Origin of the sequence: Clostridioides sp. ZZV14-6345 (genome assembly GCF_020657775.1) — a bacterium.
Classification (GTDB): domain Bacteria; phylum Bacillota; class Clostridia; order Peptostreptococcales; family Peptostreptococcaceae; genus Clostridioides; species Clostridioides difficile_D.
This window is the reverse complement of sequence record NZ_JAGWCX010000001.1, coordinates 55866-75519: the sequence shown is the minus strand read 5'-3', so window position 1 is coordinate 75519 and position 19654 is coordinate 55866. Positions and strand designations below refer to the sequence as shown.

Sequence of the window (19654 nt, the reverse complement as noted above, 5' to 3'; positions counted from 1 at the left end):
ACTGATGCATAAAAAACTGATAAAAAAGTAAAAAAAGGTATATAAAGTCAACTTGGTAGTATAAGAAATGATAAAATAGAGAAAAAAGCTTTTAAAAAATCAATAATAGTGTGATTAAAAACTGCAATTATAGTATTTTTAATATATACAGAAAACATAACTACTAAAGTGTTTTGCCCTGTAATGAAATACTTGAAAAAACACGAAATTTGATTTAACATAAAGAGATAAGCACAATATAAACCAGGAACAATGTAGAGAGGAGCAACAGGATGCAAGATTTCAAGGTAGCAATATCAAATTGTCTTAAAGAAAAAATAGAAGATTTATCGAAAGAAGAGATAGAGGTACTTATAGAAGTTCCACCAAATAAGGACATGGGTGACTATGCTTTTCCATGTTTTAAATTAGCTAAAGTGTTTAGAAAAGCTCCAAACATGATAGCAAGTGAATTAGCAGAAAGTATAGAACCAAGTGGAGAGATAACAAAAGTAATACAACTAGGCGGATATGTGAATTTCTTTGTAAATAAATCTCAATTAGCAGAAACTGTAATCAAAAAAGTTTTACATGAAAAAGAAAATTACGGACATAGTGATTTTGGAAAAGATAAAACTGTAATAGTTGAGTATTCTTCTCCAAATATAGCAAAACCTTTCCATATAGGGCATATAAGAACTACAGTTATAGGCAATGCTTTATATAAGATATATGATTCACAAGGATACAAGACTATAAGAATAAATCATTTAGGTGACTATGGAACTCAATTTGGTAAGTTAATAGTGGCCTTTAAAAAGTGGGGAGAAAAAGAAGTAGTAGAAGCTAATCCAATTCCAGAATTACTAAAATTATATGTAAGATTCCATGATGAAGCTGAACAACATCCCGAAATGGAAGATGAAGCAAGAGCATGGTTTACTAAATTAGAAAATGGTGATGAAGAAGCAAAGGAATTATGGCAATGGTTTAGAGATGAGAGTTTAAAAGAGTTTAACAGAGTGTATAAACTTTTAGATATAGAATTTGATTCTTTAGCAGGTGAGAGTTTCTATTCTGATAAAATGAACAGGGTTATTGAACTATTAGAAGAGAAAAATCTTTTAAAAGAGTCTAAAGGAGCCAGAATTGTTGATTTAGAAGAGTATAAAATGCCACCAGCACTAATTACTAAGAATGATGGTTCAACATTATATATGACAAGAGATTTAGCTGCTGCAATATATAGAAAAGAAACTTATAATTTTGACAAGTGTATATATGTAGTTGGTTCTCAACAAAACTTGCATTTCCAACAATGGTTTAAGGTAATTGAGCTTATGGGATATGATTGGGCAAAAGATTTAATTCATGTTGGATTTGGTATGGTAGCCCTTGAAGAAGGCACTATGTCAACTAGAAAAGGAAGAGTCGTATTTTTAGAAGATGCTTTGAATCAAGCTATAGATAAGACTAAAGATATTATACTAGCTAAAAATCCAAATGCTAAAAATGTAGATGAAATATCTAAGCAAGTAGGTGTTGGAGCTGTAGTTTTCCAAGAATTATCTAATAGTAGAATTAAAGATTATACATTCTCATGGGAAAGAACATTGAGTTTTGATGGAGAGACTGGACCATATGTTCAATATACACATGCTAGATGTTGTGCAGTTTTAAGAAAGGCAGAAGTAGAAGTGACTTCTGATATAGATTATAGTCTATTATCTGATGAAGATAGTGCAGAAGTTCTTAGAGTTATAGAATCATTCAATAAGAATATTTTACTTGCTCTAAAGAAAAATGAACCACATATAGTAACTAGATTTATGTTAGATTTAGCTCAAGCGTTTAATAAATTTTATCATGAAAATCCAATTTTAGTAGAAAATTTGAAAGTTAGAAAAGCAAGACTTGCATTAGTTCTAGCCACAAAACAAACTTTAGAAAATTCTCTGAAACTGTTGGGAATGCACGCTCCAGAAAGAATGTAATACAGTAAAATGTTGAAATAAAAAGAATAAAATAGAACTTAGTACGCAATTTGTATAACTGTAAAATATAGGGATGTCGAAAACTGATACTTTACATATAAAAAAGTAGTATCGTATAATAATATATAGATAGTAGATTACAATGATTTTTGTACACTACTATCCCCCTATATATGACAGCTTCTTAAACGGGCTGTCTCTTTTTTTTTAATAACAAGATATTTAGATTCAATTTTTCAGAAAGGATATATTTATGAATGACGAATTACTAAAAAAAGTCTATATATCTTCTTTTATTAGTGCAAGTAGGGCTCTTAAAGATTTAATTATAATAAATACAAAATCCTTAATAGATGATAAAACGCAAAGATGTGTATATATAGACGAAAAGAGACTGAGAGATGAACTTATTTACTATAGATTTTATGGAGAAAAAATAGGAAATATCAACTTTTTAAATATTTTATTACCACTAATTTTATCGAATACTAATATTCAAAAAAGTGAAGATGAAGTTATTAAATTAATAAAAAAATATGTGAGTTATTTTAAAAAAGAAGAATTTTTATTTGATTATTTATTAGGTTCTGTAGTGTATAATTCTGTTATTCACAATCTTATAAATAATATTAAAATAGAATATGTCGAATTACTACAGAGTATTAAAGACAAGATAATAGGATTTTCTATAGAATTAGACAAATCGGATATTGTAAAGTTTCAGATGGCAAGGATTAAAGCAATACAATTAATTGATAAATATATTGATTTGAAGTTTGAAGATTATGATGAAGAAAGTATTCTATTAAATGTTTTAAATGTCCTATATGATGTATATATTGAAGATAGAACTGTAGAAAATGAAGGAGCTTCTAGCATAAAAAAATCTATATTATCCATTTTGGGTGAAGATAGTGAATTAAATGAAGATAATATAGATTTTATTTTTTCTATGTCGGAATATATTGTTAAATTGAGAAAATATAAAATTGGAGTTAAAGCGTATAATAAAGAAATAGACCCAAGAAGCCTTATAAGACTTGAAGAGGGTAATACTACAATAGACCCTATATTTAATCAAATAACAATTGTATCAAAAACCTTTAATGATAATATACTAAGCATAAAAATAAATTCTAAATCAGGTATTTATATATTAAAGTTTAAAAAGGTTTAGGTTATTAGAGCGTACTATTTTTTTCTAGATAATCTAAAAAATCTTTTTCTTTAGTGTCAGTTAAAAAACATAATTCTTTTACTATATTATTTCTAAGTTCGATAAAATCACTAATTTGAGTATTTTCATTAGTGTATTCAAGAGACTTTATAATAAGTAGTAAATCTCTTTTTGACAAAGAGTTGATAGATACTTTTTCAATTAATTCCATAAAAAACTTCCTTTCTCATATTACTTGAAATTAATAAATTAATTATATAGATATTATTTAAACTTTACATATACTATTTTAACCTATAAGGGGTACAAAAAGACAGTATAATATTAAAAAGAGGTGAGAAATATTTGAAAATTTTATTAACAACGTTGAATTCTAAGTTTATTCATACAAATTTAGCTATAAGATATCTAAAAGAATTTGTAAGAGATTTGATAGAAGTTGATATGAAAGAATATACTATAAACAACGATTTGGACTATATCTTGAAGGATATATATAAAAACGAATATGATATAATATTATTCTCAACATATATCTGGAATGTGGGAGATATAGTTAAGCTTTGTGATAATCTAAAAAAAATTAGACCTAATACTAAAATAGCTTTGGGCGGACCAGAAGTGAGTTATGATAGTTATGATGCAATGAAAAAGTATGATTTTGTGGATTATATACTTTATGGAGAAGGAGAATTAATTTTTAGAGACTTAGTACTCCATTTGCAAGGAAAGATGGAAATAAATGATGTAAATGGACTTGTATATAGACAAGGTAGTGAGATAATAGTAAATAAGCCTATGGAATTACTTCAAAATCTGGACGAGATTCCTAGCCCTTATGAAAATTTGAATCCAAAAGAATATGAAAATAGAATAGTATACTATGAATCATCAAGAGGTTGTCCTTTTAACTGTCAGTACTGTTTATCATCTACTATTCCAGGACTAAGATATTTTAGTTTAGATAGGATAAAAAGGGATTTAAAGGCTTTAATAGATGCAAGAGTATCACAGATAAAATTTATTGATAGGACATTTAATGCAAATAGAAAAGTGGCTATGGAAATTATGGATTTTCTTATGAAAAACGATAATGGCTATACAACTTATCATTTTGAAGTTACAGCGTATTTGATAGATGATAAGATGCTTGGATTTTTAGCTGATTGTAAAGAAGGTCTTTTTCAATTTGAAATAGGTGTGCAGTCAACAAATGAAAAAACACTTGATGCAGTAGGAAGAAGGGATGATTTTAAAAAGTTGTCTCATGTTGTACAGACTGTGGCATCTTATAGAAATATACATCAGCACTTAGATTTAATCGCAGGACTACCTTATGAAGATTATAAGAGCTTTGAGAATTCTTTTAATGATGTATTTAATCTAGGTATAGAGCACTTACAATTAGGCTTTTTAAAGATGATTAAAGGTACAGGTATGAGAAAAGTTGCAGATGAGCATGGTTTTAAATATAAAGATTATGCTCCATATGAATTTTTATACAATAATTATATAAGTTATGAAGAAACACTGAAGTTAAAGGATATAGAAGATATACTTGAGAGATACTATAATTCTAAAAATTTTGTGCTGTCTATGAGATATATTATAGGCAGATTTTATAAGCAAAGCCCTTTTAAATTCTTTGAGATTTTTGCCAAGTATTTTGATGAAAATGGTTATTTTGATTTGGCACAAGGGAAGAATCAATTATATAAAATATTGATGGATTTTTATAATGAAGAAATAAATATTGATAATGATGTATTCAATGATATATTAAAGTATGACTATATATCACTGGGCAAAACATCAAATATTCCACAGTTTTTTAATAAACTAGATGTGGATGATTTTAAGAATAGATGCCATGTATTTTTACAGGATAATGATAACTTATCAACATATTTACCTAATTTTGTTGATAAACCGGCTAAACATATAATAAAATATGTTCATTTTGAGCCATTTAAATTTAATGTTGTGGATTTAAAAAATGATATAAAGACAGAAATAAGAGAAGAAGAAAATGTAGTATTATTTGAGTATGATGATAAAAAAATATTTGAGAAATCTAAAACTCATAAAGTAAAGATTTAAGTATTTAGGAGGATAAAATGGATTTTAAAATAGAAAAATATTTGCTAAAAAAAGCAGATGAATTAGCCTTTATAACGATAAAACATGGTGGAGAGTTTAAATTAAAGAGCTATGAAGTACCAAAAGGTGGATTAGATGTACCTATAAAAAATGAGGTACTGGTAAAAGGAATAAAAGAAAAAACTGCTCAAGATAAGTTAAATTCAATGTCTATAGCAGATGCAATGATATATATAATTGGGATAGATAGTAAATTTAAAAACAATGCAGAGTATGAGAAGTTTTTAAATGCTTTAGCTAAAGATATTGATTTAGATTTGAAAGCATACATGGGGTATATGTCGAGAAAATACTTTGAAATTGGTGAACATACAGATTCTTTAATATATATAAAATCATTTATAACAATGTATCCAGAGGATTTAGATGCAATGTATAATTATGCGATTGTTTGTCAAGAGATAGCAAAGCAGTATCAAAAAGATATGGATGATAAGGCAATGAATGCATTCTTACTTGAAGCAATGGATAAGCTTGAAAAAATAATTGATGTTGATGAGAATTTTGCATTAGGTTATTATCACTTAGGTTACCATTATTATAATCAAGGTCAATATCTAAAGACTAAGTTGACTTGGGAAGAGGCATTAAGACTAGGGCTAGATGCTGATTTGGTGGCTGAGATACAAGATAATTTAGGCAAGATGGACTTTAAAGTTCAATATGAAGAAGGATATACACTTGTATTCCAAGGTAAGTTTAAAGAAGGATTAGAGAAATTACTGCCATTAGAAGAAGAACATATGGATTGGTGGAACTTGTTGTTCATGATAGCACTTGGATATAAGGGTATGGGTGAAATAGAACAGGCTAAGATGTATCTTGAGAAGATATTGATAATAAAGCCTAATCAAGTAGATTCTATAGTGGAATTGGGGCTTTGTGAAGCTTATAAGAATAATCTAGATAAAGCAATAGAGTATTTTGAACAAGCGGCTAAGATAAAGGAAGACCCAGAAATACTTTGTAATTTAGGAATGGCTTATTTAAATAATGGTGATATTGATGACGCAACTTACTATATAGAAAGAGCTTATGAATTGAATCCACAAGATGAAATTACGATTGCTTGTTTAAGAGAGCTTGGAATAAATAAGTAAGTATACTGTTAAATTGTATTTCATTTATTGGTTAAGTGAGGCTGGCTCAAAATAGAGATAAGCCTCTTTTTTATTGCTGAAATGATGAAAATATATTTGATTTCATACAAAAAAGAGTTCCTTATGAACTAAAAAGTTCATTTTGAGACACCCACACTTTTTATTCTTATTATTTATTTTTTTCAGGTGTATCCAACTTAGATGTATCCAACATGATAGAAGAAAAATCTTTTTGTATTTGAAGTAAAAATTTTTCTGCTGCTTTTGAGAATATTTGATGTTTTTTCCATATAATATTTAACTTAGCTTCTAAAGAAGGAGATAGAGGTCTAAAACAAAGATTACTGTTTTCTGTAGTATTAACGAGTCTATCTAAACACAAAGCATAGCCCAGCCCCTCTTCCACCAAAAGAGAAGCATTATAAACTAAATTGTATGTTGCAACAATATTTAGCTTTTCAGTACTGTATTCAAGCCATTTAGAAATTGCCTTATCAACTAGTGTCTGCCTTGAAATAATAAGTGGTATATTACATAAATCTTTTGGATTTATCGTGTTTTGTGAGGCGAGGATACTATCTTTACGCATTAGTAAACCCCACACATCAGTAGCAGGAATTTGTGCATAATCATATTTCTGTATATTTGCAGGTTCAATTAAAATACCAAAATCAAGAAGCCCCTTGTCTAATTTTTCAGTTACATCATCAGCATTTCCACTAAAAAGATGGTATCTTACATTGGGGTATTTTTGATGAAAATGATGTGCAGTTCTAGCAATAAGTCGCATAGCTTCAGTCTCACCACCTCCTATATATATATCACCACTAACAATCTCATTTGGATTGTCGAATTCTAACTCTACTTTATCAACTAATGATATAATTTCCTCTGCTCTTTTATGTAAAAGTCTACCTTCATTTGTTAAAGTAATTTTTCTATTTCCTCTAACTAATAATTTGACTCCCAACTCTTCTTCAAGTTCTATAATCTGTCTAGAAAGCGTTGGTTGTGTTATATGCAAAAATGTCGCTGCACCAGATATACTTTCTTCTCTTGCAATTGCCAAAAAATATCTTAATACTCTTAGCTCCATAGTCAGCCCTCCTTTACTAGTCTATTTACTATATAATTATATCAATTTTTATGCTTTTTAAGTATATTTAAGTATTTAATATAGGTATTTGATATATAGAGAGTAGTATATTACACTAAAAGAAGCAATGATATTGCTTATAAAATGAATTAAATTAATTTTTATTAAAAATATTGTTTAAAATGTACAAATAAATTAAAGCGTATATTGAAAGGATGTATAAAATGAATATCAATGAATTTTTAACACATGTCAATCAAGGAAAACCTGTTTCTAGTGAATCAGAAATACATGAATTTATGGTTAAGTTGAGTAATGAAGCAATGAAAATCACAAGTAAGTTAAATTCTTCTTATCATGAGCCAGAAGAAATCCGTAGTTTGTTTTCTGAGTTAATTGGAAAGAAAGTAGATGAATCATTTTTTATGTTTCCACCATTTTATACAGATTGTGGAAAAAATATCACTATAGGAAAAAATGTTTTTATAAATAGCAGTTGCCATTTTCAAGACCAAGGTGGTATTGAGATTGGAGATAACACACAAATTGGGCATAATGTGGTATTGGCTACACTTAATCATGGTATTATGCCAGAAAAACGTAGTACAACCTATCCTTCTCCAATCATAATAGGAAAAAATGTATGGATTGGTGCTAATGTAACTGTTGTTCCAGGAGTTACTATTGGGGATAATGCAATTATTGCTGCTGGAGCAGTTGTAACCAAAAATGTTTCAGAAAACACAATTGTAGGTGGTGTCCCTGCAAAGATTTTAAGAGTTATTGATGAAATCCCAGAATAAAATATTAAACTATCTTTTAGTTATATAAATTCTTTATCACATAAAAAATAAATTGAGAAAAGGTATATTAAATATGGTATTATTTAGTTAAATATATATAAGGGAGGGGTTACTTTTGATAAAAAAATTAGATGATATTTTAGACCAACTTAAGGGAGGGGAGAAAATAGTACTTTCTGTAGCAGCAGCTCATGACAAAGAAGTTTTAATGGCAATAAAGGATGCTGTAGAAAGAAATATAATTACTCCTATATTAGTTGGAAATGAAGCAAAAATAAGAGAAATATCAAAAGAAATAGGATTTGATTTAAGTGGTATCAAAATAGTGGATAAGGATGATATCAAAGAGTGTGCAGAAATAGCAGTTAAATTAGTATCAAGTAAAGAAGCTGATTTTGTAATGAAAGGATTACTGGATACATCTGTCATACTAAAAGAAGTACTAAATAAAGAGTACGGTCTTAGAACTGATAGTTTATTAAGTCATGTCATGGTTTATGAGTTAGAAAAATACCATAAATTACTTATAACTACAGATGGAGGTATGAATATAGCTCCTGATTATGAACAAAAGGCAAAAATATTAAAAAATTCTATAAAAGCTGCAAAAGCTTTAGGTATGGAAACTGTAAAAGTTGCATGCTTAGCAGCTAAAGAAAAAGTAAATCCTAAGATGCAGGCAACTGTAGATGCAGATATGTTAGCAAAAGCTTGCAAAGAAGGTGAATTTGGTGACAATGTAATTGTGGAAGGACCTTTAGCTTTTGATTTGGCTGTTTCAAAAGAAGCTAGTGAAATAAAAGGGTTTGAAAGTGAAGTATCTGGAGATGTAGATATCATATTGGTTCCAACAATAGAGGTTGGGAATGGAATAGGGAAATCCTTTACATACATGGCAGACTCTAAATCAGCAGGTATAATTATGGGTGCAAAAGCTCCTATAGTTTTAGTGTCAAGAGCTGATTCACATGAATCTAAATTATATTCCATTGCATATGGAGCTATTGTAGCTAAGAGCATGAAATAGAATAAATAGTTTGAAATAAATGAATTAAAGTAGAAAAATAGTAAAAATATCTAAATTAATACAGTATTAAAAAATTTTTATATAAAAAATAATTATAGCTTCAAATGAATATATACAAATGTTCAATTTGAAGCTATAATTAATATTAAAGTAGGAAAAATAAAAAAATTCAAAAAAATTAGTCGAAAAAATGCTATTCTAAGAAGTTTTTACTAATTAAGTTTAGGGAGTAAAAATCTGTAATAAGTCCAAAAGTAGTGAAAAATAATAAATACACAAACAATCTGTAATAACATAAAAATGACTAGAAAAATTTCAAATTTGATTTAAAAAAATCAAAACATAATTTAATTAAACTAAAATATCAAAAAAGTAGGTTTAGATATTAACAAATAGCCAAAAATGAGCAGTAAAATTAACTTAAATTAGGTATAAAAAATAAAATTTTTATGTATTATCTAATTTTGTTAAAAAAATATTTAAATTTAAAGCAAAGTACTGAAAATTAGTATATAATCAACTTAGAAAGCATTTATTTTATTATTTTATGACATGAAGTCAGTCACCTGGGGGATTTTAAAAATCAAAAAAAGGGGATAGGAATATGGATGAAAAAATGTTAACAATTGATTTAAACAGCCAGAAGATGATAGCTAAAGCTAGAGAAGAAGGCGTAGAAACAATGTATGATAGAAAAGAAGGCTTTAAGGCACAATGTGGTTTTGGTCTTCAAGGTGTTTGCTGTAGAATATGTGGAATGGGACCATGTAGAATAAGTCCTAAGACTCCAAGAGGGTTATGTGGAGCAGATGAGCATACTATAGTAGGTAGAAACTTTGCAAGAATGGTTGCTGGTGGGACAGCTGCCCATTCAGACCATGCTAGAGATATAGCACATACATTAGCATTAGCTGATCCAAATGGAAACTATAAAATAAGAGACGAAGCTAAGTTAATTACTTTAGCTAAAGAATGGGATGTAGAGACAGAAGGTAGAGATATCTATGATGTAGCACATGAAGTGGCAGAAATTGCATTAATGGAATTTGGAAAACCTTTTGGGACATTAAGATTTATAAAAAATGCACCAGAACCAAGACAAAAAATATGGAAAGAATATGCTATAGAGCCAAGAGCTATAGATAGAGAAATTGCAACAATAATGCACTCTACTCATATAGGATGTACTGGTGATATAGATAGTTTAATACACATGAGTCTTAGAACTTCTATGGCTGATGGTTGGGGTGGCTCTATGATAGGTACTCGTCTAAGTGATATCTTATTTGGAACTCCAGTGCCAAGAAGAACAGAGGCTAACTTAGCAGTATTAGAAGAAAATAAAGTTAATATAATATTACATGGACATGAGCCAGCATTATCTGAAATGATAGTTTTAGCTTCAGAAGAGCCAGACTTAGTAGCTTTAGCTAAAGAGGTTGGAGCTGATGGAATAAACTTAGCTGGTATGTGTTGTACAGGTAATGAGATTACAATGAGACATGGTGTAAGAATAGCAGGAGACTTCCATCAACAAGAACTTGCAATAATAACTGGAGCAGTTGAAGCTGTAATAGTTGACGTTCAATGTATATTCCCTGCATTAGCTAGAGTTGCAGATTGTTACCATACTAAATTTGTAACAACTTCTCCAAAAGCTAAAATAACAGGTTCAACTTATATTGAATTTAGAGAAGAACAAGCACTTGATGATGCTAAAGCAATAGTTAAAGAAGCTATTTTAAACTTTAAAAATAGAGATAAATCAAAAGTACTTATACCTGAATTAAAATCAGGAGCAACAGTTGGGTATAGTGTAGAAGCAGTAGTAAACCAATTAGATAGAGTTGTAAACTCTCATATAGACCCAGCAGGAACAGTTAAGCCATTAACAGACTGTTTAAAATCTGGAGTATTAAGAGGAGCAGCTGGTGTAGTTGGATGTAACAATGCTAAAGGAGTTTCAAATGAGGCTCATGTAACAATAATGAAAGAATTAATCAAAAACGACATAATAGTAGTTACTACAGGATGTGGTGCTTCAGCAGCAGCTAAGTTTGGTTTAATGGAAACTGATGCAGCTGAAAAATATGCAGGTAAAGGTCTTGCAACTGTCTGTAAATTAGTAGGAATCCCACCAGTACTACATATGGGTTCTTGTGTTGATATAAGTCGTATACTAGATTTAGTTGGAGCAGCAGCTAATTACTTAGATATGGATATGTGTGACCTTCCAGTTGTAGGTATAGCTCCAGAATGGATGTCAGAAAAAGCAGTTGCTATAGGATGTTATGTTGTAGCTTCTGGTATAGATACTTATTTAGGAATAATGCCTCCAATAGCTGGTTCTTCAAGAGCAGTAGATATATTAACTAGCGAATTAAAAGATAAAGTTGGAGCAACATTTACTGTAAATACAAATCCAAAAGAATTGGCAGCTACAATAATAGAAGATATAGAGAAGAAACGTGTTCACTTTGAAGCATTAGTTGAAGAAAAAATGGCAGAAAAAGCTGAAGCTTAAGGACTGGTAAAGATATAGAAAAAACGATTTTATGATTTAAGAAAGTCAAGTATAATTAAGTAATGTTAGGCGTTAAAGAAAAACTGTCAAAATAAATTGAATATACAGAATAAATAAAATATAGACAATATTAAAAGAAATAAATTGAAAATAAAAACAATTTTGAACTAAATAAAATACAAACAATGTAATGAAGAAGAATAAAACTATACATGCTGCTTTGAAAAGCTAGTAGGGTAAATCTAATTGGTTCCTGTAAGGACTAGCTGTAGTTTATTTTTAGTGTATAAAAATACTTAACTATAAAATTAACTACTAAAAAGCAAATAGTAATAAAGGTGGTAGGGATTATGAAGATAGCAATAACAGGTAAAGGTGGAGTAGGTAAAACGACTTTTTCTTCAATGCTCTCTAGGATGTTTGCTGAAGACGGATACAGAGTTGTTGCTGTTGATGCCGACCCTGATGCTAATTTAGCTTTAGCACTAGGTTTTCCAAAAGAAGTATATGAATCAATAGTACCTATATCAGAAATGAAAAAATTAGTTTCAGATAGAACAGCTGCTTCTGTAGGTTCATTTGGAAAAATGTTTAAGATGAATCCTAAAGTAGACGATATACCTGAAAATTTCTGTAAAGAATACAATGGAGTGAGATTACTTACATTAGGAACAGTAGATTCTGGTGGTACTGGATGTGTATGCCCAGAGCATGTTCTTTTAAAAAGACTCTGTTCTCATTTAATACTACAAAATAAAGATGTAGTGGTTATGGATATGGAAGCGGGAATCGAACATTTAGGAAGAGGAACAGCCCAAGGTGTAGATGCTTTTATAGTAGTTGTAGAACCAGGAGAGAGAAGCCTACAGACTTATAGAAAAGTTAAGAAACTTGGGCATGATATAGGTGTAAATAAAGTATTTGTAGTAGGAAATAAAATTAGAAATAAGGAAGATGAAGAATTTATAATCCAAAATTTAGAAGATGGAGAATCTTTAGGATTTATTTATTATAATCAAGATGTTATAGATTCTGATAGAGCTAATCAATCTCCATATGATTCTAGTGAAACAACGAAAGCACAAATTAAAGCAATAAAAGATAAATTAGTGTCACTTAAAGATAAATAGATAGAATTTTGATTTGGGATTTTAAGTTGGTTAAAGGTTAGACATAGGTAATAGATAGGTAATAAATAAGTAATTAGATAAATAACTAGCTATTAAGTTTGAATATTTTAATAGCTTAGTAGCTAGTTTTTAAGCCATTTTACATGTATAATTATCTTATAAAATATAATTTTTACATATTAATACAATTTTTACAAAAATTATATTTTAAATCTATTTAGGTTGTGGGAGGAGATTCAGTTATGGGATTTAAATCTGATATTGAAATAGCTCAAGAAGCTAAACCTCAAGATATTAGGGAGGTTGCAAAAAAATTAGGACTAGGTGAAGATGATGTAGAACTTTATGGTAAATACAAAGCCAAAGTTGACTACAATCTACTAAAAAGAGAGACTGGTAAAAAAGCTAAGTTAATACTAACTACAGCTATAAACCCAACTCCAGCAGGTGAAGGAAAAACTACTACTACTATAGGTGTTGCTGATGCATTTGCTAAATTAGACAAAAATGTATTAGTTGCTTTAAGAGAACCATCTCTAGGACCAGTATTTGGTGTTAAAGGTGGAGCTGCTGGTGGAGGATATGCACAAGTTGTTCCTATGGAAGATATAAACTTACACTTTACAGGAGATTTTCATGCTATAGGAGCTGCTAACAACCTTTTAGCTGCTATGCTTGACAACCATATTCACCAAGGAAATGCACTTAGAATAGACCCTAAGAAAATAACTTGGAGAAGATGTGTAGACATGAACGATAGACAACTTAGAAATATCGTTGATGGTATGGGTAAAAAAGGTGATGGAGCAGTTAGACAAGATGGATTTGATATAACTGTTGCTTCTGAAATAATGGCAGCATTCTGTTTGGCAAGTGACATATCTGACTTAAAAGAAAGATTAGGAAATATAATAGTTGGATATAGCTACGAAGGTGAACCTGTAACAGCTAGACAATTAAAAGCTAACGGTGCTATGGCTGCATTATTAAAAGATGCTTTAAAACCAAACCTAGTTCAAACTCTTGAAGGAACACCATCATTTGTACATGGTGGACCATTCGCCAATATAGCTCATGGATGTAACTCTGTTATAGCTACAAGAATGGCTATGCACTTTGCAGATTATGTAATAACTGAGGCTGGTTTCGGTGCTGACCTTGGAGCAGAAAAATTCTTAGATATAAAATGTAGAATGGCTAACTTAAAACCAGATGCTGTTATAATAGTTGCTACTGTAAGAGCATTAAAATACAATGGTGGAGTTGCTAAAGCAGACTTAAATGAAGAAAACCTAGAAGCTCTTGAGAAAGGACTTCCAAACTTATTAAAACATGTTGAAAACATAACTCAAGTATATGGATTACCAGCAGTTGTTGCAATTAACAGATTCCCACTTGACACTGAAGCTGAACTTAAACTTGTTGAAGACAAGTGTAAAGAATTAGGTGTTAATGTTGCTCTTTCTGAAGTATGGGCAAAAGGTGGAGAAGGTGGAATTGCAGTAGCTAAAGAAGTTTTAAGATTATTGGATGAAGAAGAAAATAACTTTAGATTCTGCTATGAAGATGATTTATCTATAAAAGACAAGATAAATGCTATAGTTACTAAGATTTATGGAGCAGATGGTGTAGATTATACTCCAGAAGCTGATAAAGAAATAGCTAACTTAGAAAAACTTGGATTTACTAAAGTTCCAGTATGTATGGCTAAAACTCAATATTCTTTAACTGATGACCAAACTAAATTAGGTAGACCAACAGGATTTAGAATAACTGTAAGACAGGCAACAATATCAGCAGGAGCTGGATTTATAGTTGCACTTACTGGAGAGATAATGAAGATGCCAGGATTACCAAAAGTTCCAGCAGCAGAAAAAATAGATGTTGATGAAAATGGAGTAATAGTTGGATTATTCTAAGGAAATTAATTTATAAATAAAGAGTAGGAAATATCTCTAAAATAACTTGAGATATTTTCCTACATCCTTTTAAGGAGGATTATCATGAAAATAGCAGATAAAACTTGTGTTGATTTTGTAGAAGTGCTATCTTCTAAAGAAGCAGTACCAGGTGGCGGGGGGGCTGCCGCACTAGTTGGTGCAATTGGTATGGCTCTAGGTAGTATGGTGTGTAACCTTACAATAGGAAAGAAGAAGTATGCTGAGTATGAAGAAAGTGTAAAAGAGATATTAAGTAAGGCAGGAAAGTTAGAAAAAGATTTATTAAAAATGATAGATGATGATGCAGAATGTTTCTTACCACTATCAAAAGCTTATGGGCTTCCCAAAGAAACAGAAGAAGAAAAAAGAATAAAAGCAGAAACAATGGAAAAAGCATTAAAAGTTGCTTGTGAAGTACCATTAAACATAGTAAGAGTTTGCTATGAAGCTATTAAGTTACATGAAGATTTAGTTGATAAAGGTTCAAGACTTGCTATAAGTGATGTCGGTGTAGGAGTTCAGTGTTTAAGAGCTGCTATACTTGGTGGACAATTAAATGTAGTTATAAATATAAATTCTATACAAGATAAAGAATATGTTAATAAGGTAAAAACAGAAGTAGATAAGTTAGTTGAAGATGGTGTAAAAATTTGTGATGAAGTTTATGCCAAAGTTGAAAAAGCTCTTGGAAAATAATTTTTAAATGACGAAAGTAGATACTATGTTATTAATATGTGGTATATAGAATAAATTAATTTAAGTTTGCTTGTAGGGGAGTTGTGAATGTATGGAAGGAATGTCAACTAAAGGACAAATTATAAAAGGAAAACCTGTAGCTGATAAGATTAGTGAAGAATTAATAAAAGAAGTTGATTTACTAGTAAAAGAAGGTATAAATCCTAAACTAACAATAGTTAGAGTTGGGGCAAGAAGTGATGATTTATCTTATGAAAGAGGAGCACTAAAAAGATGCCAAAACATCGGTATAACAACAGAAGTGTTAGAGTTAGCTGAAGATATAACTCAAGAGGAATATATTGATGTATTAAAGAGAGTTAATGATGATAAAAATGTTAATGGTATATTATGTTTTAGACCTCTTCCAAAACATTTAAATGAAGAAGTTATAAAATATGTTATTGCACCAGAAAAAGATGTAGACTGCTTTAGTCCAATAAACTCTGCTAAGGTAATGGAGGGAGATAAAAGTGGATTTCCACCATGTACTCCTACAGCAGTAGTAGAGATATTAAAACATTATAATGTTGATTTAAAAGGAAGTAAAGTAACAGTTCTTGGAAGATCAATGGTAGTTGGAAAGCCAGTATCAATGCTTTTATTAAGTGAACATGCAACTGTTACAATATGCCATTCAAAAACTAAAAACCTATCAGGTGTAGCAGCAGAGGCTGATGTATTGATAGCAGCTATTGGTAGAGCTAAGATGGTTGATGAAAGCTTTGTTAAAGATGGGGCAGTAGTTATAGACGTTGGTATAAATGTTGATGAAGAAGGAAATTTATGTGGAGATGTTGATACAAATGCAGTTTTAGACAAAGTATCAATGATAACTCCAGTTCCAGCGGGGGTTGGTTCAGTTACGACATCTATACTTGCAAAACATGTAGTTAAGGCTTGTAAATTACAAAACAATAAATAGATATATATGTGGAAGGTTTAGGGGGGAAGTAGATATGATAATTTCTGAAAATAAACCATTAGAAGAAGTGCTAGGGTACTTGAAGAATTTTGACAAGCTAGTTTTAGTTGGTTGTAATCAATGTGCAGCAACTTGTAAAAGTGGTGGGGAAGAAGAAGTTCTAAAAATGAAGGAAACTCTTGAAGGTGAAGGCAAAAAAATCTTAGGATATGTAATGCTTGACCCTGCTTGTAACCTTTTAAAGTCTAAAAAGGATTTAAAAGCTCTAAAAGAAGAGACTAAAGAAGCTGATGCAGTTTTATCTTTGGCATGTGGAGATGGTACACAGACAATAGTTAAGAACCTAAAAGATAAGCCAGTTTATCCAGCCAACAATACTTTGTTCATAGGGGAAGTACAAAGAGTTGGAGAATACGAGGAAGCCTGTAAGGCTTGTGGAGACTGTGAGCTTGGTTGGACAGGTGGGATATGTCCAGTGACTATGTGTGCTAAAGGTCTTATGAATGGGGCTTGTGGTGGAGCTAAAAATGGTAAGTGTGAAGTAAACGCAGAGAATGATTGTGCTTGGATAAAGATATATGAAAGACTAGAAGCTATAGGACAATTAGATAACTTAGCAGAAATAAGACCACCAAAAGACTATTCTAAGCAAAATAATCCAAGAAGTCTAAGTGCAAAGAAAAAGAAAGAAGCAGCAGCAAATTCATAAAAGTTTTTTTTAGAAGGTTAAAAGGGGGATTAGAGATGAGCTTATTAAGAGAAACATTAGAAAGTGGAAAATTTGCAGTTACTACTGAGATGGCTCCTCCAAAAGGGACTGACCTTTCACATTTAATAGAATGTGCAAAGCCATTAGTTGGAAGAGTTCATGCAGCAAATGTAACAGACTTTCAATCAGCAGTTATGAGAGCAACTTCTCTTGCTACATGTAAATTATTAAAAGATGCTGGATTAGAGCCAGTTATTCAAATAACAGGGAGAGATAGAAATAGGATAGCTATACAAGGAGAAATGTTGTCAGCAGGTGTATTTGGGATAAATAATCTGTTGGCATTAACAGGAGACCATACTAGCGTAGGAGACCATCCACAAGCTAAGGGAGTATTTGACTTAGACTCTGTGGGGATACTTCAAACTGCTGAGACTTTAATGGCAGGTACGGATATGGCTGGTAATAAATTAAAAGGTTCTCCAGATTTTTATCTAGGAGCATCAGTAACTCCAGAATATTCTCCAATAGAAGTTCAATTATTAAAAATGCAAAAGAAAATAAAAGCAGGGGCTAAATTTTTCCAAACACAAGCACTTTACGACATAAATACAATGAGAAAGTTTAGAGAATTAACAAGGGATATGGATTGCAAGGTATTAGCAGGGATAGTACCTTTAAAATCTCCAGGAATGGCTAAATTTATGACTGCAAATGTACCAGGAATATTCGTTCCAGATGAACAAATCGAAAGATTAAGAGCAGCTGGAAAAGAAAACTGGGTAAGTGAAGGAATAAAAATGGCAGGGGAACTTATCAAACAATTAAAAGAAGAAGATTTATGTGATGGTGTTCATATAATGGCAATTGGGGCAGAAGAGAATATACCTGCTATACTGGATGCCGCAGGTTTATAGTATTGCAAGATTGTAGATTATATAAGGTTTGGGGGAATTAAGGATGAAGATAGTAGTAGTAGGTGGTGGACCAGGAGGATATGTAGCAGCTATAAGAGCTTCTATGCTTGGTGCAGAGGTAACAGTTATTGAAAAAAGAAGAGTTGGAGGAACTTGCTTAAACGCAGGATGTATACCAACTAAAGCACTTCTTGCTTCTTCAGGAGTACTGAATACTGTAAAAGAAGCAAAGGATTTTGGTATAGAAATAGATGGTACAGTTAAGCCAAACTTTACTGCCATAATGGAAAGAAAAAATAAAGTTGTAAACCAATTAATAAGTGGTATAGAGTTCTTATTTGAAAAAAGAGGCGTAAAACTAGTTAATGGTTTTGGAAAGTTAATTGATAAAAACACTATAGAAGTAACTAAAGATGATGGAACAGTAGAAACTATAAAAGCAGATAAGATAATACTAGCAAATGGTTCTGTTCCAGTTGTACCAAGAATGTTCCCATATGATGGAAAAGTAGTAATAACTAGTGATGAAGTTCTTGGACTTGAAGAGATACCTGAATCTATGTTAATAGTAGGTGGTGGAGTCATAGGATGTGAGATAGGGCAGTTCTTTAGAGCCTTAGGAACAGAAGTAACTATAGTTGAGATGGTTGACCAAATACTATTAAATGAAGACAAAGATGTAGCTAAACAACTACTTAGACAATTTAAAAAAGATAAAATTAAAGTTATCACAGGTATTGGAGTACAAACTTGTGAAGTAGTTGATGGTAAGGCTGTTGCAACTCTTTCTAATGGAAAGGTTATAGAAGCACAATATGCACTAGTATGTGTTGGTAGAAGACCTAACCTTGATAATTCTGGAGTAGAAGATATAGGAATTGAAATGGAAAGAGGAAAAGTAGTAGTTAATGAGCATCTTGAAACTAATGTAGAAGGTATATACGCAATAGGTGATATAATAGATACTCCTTTCCTAGCACATGTTGCTTCTAAAGAAGGTATCGTAGCAGTTGAAAATGCTTTAGGTAAGACTAAGGTAGTAGATTACAGAGCAATTCCAAGATGTGTTTATACTGAGCCTGAAGTTGCTGGTGTTGGTAAAACTGAAAAGCAACTTGAAGCTGAAGGTGTAGAATACAATGTAGGTCAATTTGATTTTAGAGGTCTTGGAAAAGCACAGGCTATAGGACATTTCCAAGGATTTGTAAAAATTATAGCTGATAAAGAAACTGATAAGATAATAGGTGCAGCAGTAGTAGGACCTCATGCTACAGATTTATTAACAGAGTTATCACTTGCTGTTCATCTAGGATTAACAGTAGAACAAGTAGGGGATGCAATACATCCACATCCAAGTTTATCTGAAGGACTAATGGAAGCACTTCATGATGTACATGGAGAATGTGTTCATTCTGTACCTAAATTATAATAAACAGAC

The 19654-nt window shown here is 30.8% G+C and carries 16 protein-coding genes; 14 read left to right on the top strand and 2 right to left on the bottom strand.

Features of this window, described 5'->3' with window-relative positions; genetic code table 11:
• The first annotated feature begins 272 nt into the window (after positions 1–272).
• Together argS and KGF39_RS00320 are read left to right on the top strand one after the other, a co-directional pair.
• The gene (gene argS, locus KGF39_RS00325; RefSeq protein ID WP_227820746.1) at positions 273–1973 is read left to right on the top strand and encodes an arginine--tRNA ligase; all 1701 of its coding nucleotides are present in this window, start codon (positions 273–275) and stop codon (positions 1971–1973) included.
• Positions 1974–2226: 253 nt separating this feature from the next.
• Positions 2227–3150 (top strand): hypothetical protein, encoded by a 924-nt coding sequence (locus tag KGF39_RS00320; protein WP_227820745.1) that lies wholly within the window; start codon positions 2227–2229, stop codon positions 3148–3150.
• Between the two features lie 4 nt (positions 3151–3154).
• On the opposite strand, the gene KGF39_RS00315 is transcribed toward KGF39_RS00320, so the two are convergent.
• Positions 3155–3361: a hypothetical protein gene (locus KGF39_RS00315; protein ID WP_054272659.1), complete on the bottom strand. Its 207-nt coding sequence runs from the start codon at positions 3359–3361 to the stop codon at positions 3155–3157.
• 134 nt (positions 3362–3495) lie between these two features.
• Between KGF39_RS00315 and KGF39_RS00310 the strand changes: the two genes are divergently transcribed.
• On the top strand, positions 3496–5250 hold the full coding sequence (locus tag KGF39_RS00310; RefSeq protein ID WP_227820744.1) for a B12-binding domain-containing radical SAM protein: 1755 nt from the start codon (positions 3496–3498) through the stop codon (positions 5248–5250).
• 17 nt (positions 5251–5267) lie between these two features.
• Complete coding sequence (locus tag KGF39_RS00305) at positions 5268–6410, top strand: tetratricopeptide repeat protein (RefSeq protein WP_227820743.1); 1143 nt, start codon at positions 5268–5270, stop codon at positions 6408–6410.
• A gap of 169 nt (positions 6411–6579) precedes the next feature.
• Here KGF39_RS00305 and KGF39_RS00300 read toward each other — a convergent pair whose 3' ends face one another.
• A complete protein-coding gene (locus KGF39_RS00300) occupies positions 6580–7506 on the bottom strand; it encodes a LysR family transcriptional regulator (RefSeq protein ID WP_227820742.1) in 927 nt (308 codons plus the stop codon).
• Between the two features lie 224 nt (positions 7507–7730).
• Between KGF39_RS00300 and KGF39_RS00295 the strand changes: the two genes are divergently transcribed.
• The 10 genes from KGF39_RS00295 to lpdA all read left to right on the top strand — a co-directional run bounded on the left by KGF39_RS00295 (position 7731) and on the right by lpdA (position 19645).
• Positions 7731–8309, top strand: coding sequence for a sugar O-acetyltransferase (locus tag KGF39_RS00295; RefSeq protein ID WP_227820741.1), 579 nt, complete (start codon positions 7731–7733; stop codon positions 8307–8309).
• Positions 8310–8424: 115 nt separating this feature from the next.
• A complete protein-coding gene (locus KGF39_RS00290) occupies positions 8425–9336 on the top strand; it encodes a bifunctional enoyl-CoA hydratase/phosphate acetyltransferase (protein ID WP_227820740.1) in 912 nt (303 codons plus the stop codon).
• 604 nt (positions 9337–9940) lie between these two features.
• Complete coding sequence (gene cooS / locus KGF39_RS00285) at positions 9941–11860, top strand: anaerobic carbon-monoxide dehydrogenase catalytic subunit (RefSeq protein WP_227820739.1); 1920 nt, start codon at positions 9941–9943, stop codon at positions 11858–11860.
• A 350-nt stretch (positions 11861–12210) separates the two neighbouring features.
• On the top strand, positions 12211–12990 hold the full coding sequence (locus KGF39_RS00280; protein WP_227820738.1) for a carbon monoxide dehydrogenase accessory protein CooC: 780 nt from the start codon (positions 12211–12213) through the stop codon (positions 12988–12990).
• A 242-nt stretch (positions 12991–13232) separates the two neighbouring features.
• A complete protein-coding gene (locus tag KGF39_RS00275; RefSeq protein ID WP_227820737.1) occupies positions 13233–14909 on the top strand; it encodes a formate--tetrahydrofolate ligase in 1677 nt (558 codons plus the stop codon).
• 84 nt (positions 14910–14993) lie between these two features.
• Positions 14994–15626 (top strand): cyclodeaminase/cyclohydrolase family protein, encoded by a 633-nt coding sequence (locus tag KGF39_RS00270; protein ID WP_003432265.1) that lies wholly within the window; start codon positions 14994–14996, stop codon positions 15624–15626.
• Positions 15627–15717: 91 nt separating this feature from the next.
• Positions 15718–16590, top strand: a complete 873-nt coding sequence (locus KGF39_RS00265) for a bifunctional 5,10-methylenetetrahydrofolate dehydrogenase/5,10-methenyltetrahydrofolate cyclohydrolase (protein WP_003432264.1) — start codon at positions 15718–15720, stop codon at positions 16588–16590.
• Positions 16591–16624: 34 nt separating this feature from the next.
• Positions 16625–17299, top strand: a complete 675-nt coding sequence (locus tag KGF39_RS00260; protein ID WP_227450318.1) for a methylenetetrahydrofolate reductase C-terminal domain-containing protein — start codon at positions 16625–16627, stop codon at positions 17297–17299.
• Between the two features lie 35 nt (positions 17300–17334).
• Positions 17335–18216: a methylenetetrahydrofolate reductase gene (locus KGF39_RS00255; RefSeq protein ID WP_003432262.1), complete on the top strand. Its 882-nt coding sequence runs from the start codon at positions 17335–17337 to the stop codon at positions 18214–18216.
• Between the two features lie 43 nt (positions 18217–18259).
• Positions 18260–19645 carry a dihydrolipoyl dehydrogenase gene (gene lpdA / locus KGF39_RS00250; RefSeq protein ID WP_227820736.1) on the top strand — a complete coding sequence of 462 codons (1386 nt, stop codon included), beginning with the start codon at positions 18260–18262 and terminating at the stop codon, positions 19643–19645.
• The last annotated feature ends 9 nt before the right edge of the window (positions 19646–19654 follow it).

What these genes read in the sequence shown, in the direction of transcription:
- argS (WP_227820746.1), top strand. Translation starts at nt 273, where the DNA reads ATGCAAGATTTCAAGGTAGCAATATCAAATTGTCTTAAAGAAAAAATA.
- KGF39_RS00320 (WP_227820745.1), top strand. Translation starts at nt 2,227, where the DNA reads ATGAATGACGAATTACTAAAAAAAGTCTATATATCTTCTTTTATTAGT.
- KGF39_RS00315 (WP_054272659.1), bottom strand. Translation starts at nt 3,361, where the DNA reads ATGGAATTAATTGAAAAAGTATCTATCAACTCTTTGTCAAAAAGAGAT.
- KGF39_RS00305 (WP_227820743.1), top strand. Translation starts at nt 5,268, where the DNA reads ATGGATTTTAAAATAGAAAAATATTTGCTAAAAAAAGCAGATGAATTA.
- KGF39_RS00300 (WP_227820742.1), bottom strand. Translation starts at nt 7,506, where the DNA reads ATGGAGCTAAGAGTATTAAGATATTTTTTGGCAATTGCAAGAGAAGAA.
- KGF39_RS00295 (WP_227820741.1), top strand. Translation starts at nt 7,731, where the DNA reads ATGAATATCAATGAATTTTTAACACATGTCAATCAAGGAAAACCTGTT.
- cooS (WP_227820739.1), top strand. Translation starts at nt 9,941, where the DNA reads ATGGATGAAAAAATGTTAACAATTGATTTAAACAGCCAGAAGATGATA.
- KGF39_RS00280 (WP_227820738.1), top strand. Translation starts at nt 12,211, where the DNA reads ATGAAGATAGCAATAACAGGTAAAGGTGGAGTAGGTAAAACGACTTTT.
- KGF39_RS00275 (WP_227820737.1), top strand. Translation starts at nt 13,233, where the DNA reads ATGGGATTTAAATCTGATATTGAAATAGCTCAAGAAGCTAAACCTCAA.
- KGF39_RS00270 (WP_003432265.1), top strand. Translation starts at nt 14,994, where the DNA reads ATGAAAATAGCAGATAAAACTTGTGTTGATTTTGTAGAAGTGCTATCT.
- KGF39_RS00265 (WP_003432264.1), top strand. Translation starts at nt 15,718, where the DNA reads ATGGAAGGAATGTCAACTAAAGGACAAATTATAAAAGGAAAACCTGTA.
- KGF39_RS00260 (WP_227450318.1), top strand. Translation starts at nt 16,625, where the DNA reads ATGATAATTTCTGAAAATAAACCATTAGAAGAAGTGCTAGGGTACTTG.
- KGF39_RS00255 (WP_003432262.1), top strand. Translation starts at nt 17,335, where the DNA reads ATGAGCTTATTAAGAGAAACATTAGAAAGTGGAAAATTTGCAGTTACT.
- lpdA (WP_227820736.1), top strand. Translation starts at nt 18,260, where the DNA reads ATGAAGATAGTAGTAGTAGGTGGTGGACCAGGAGGATATGTAGCAGCT.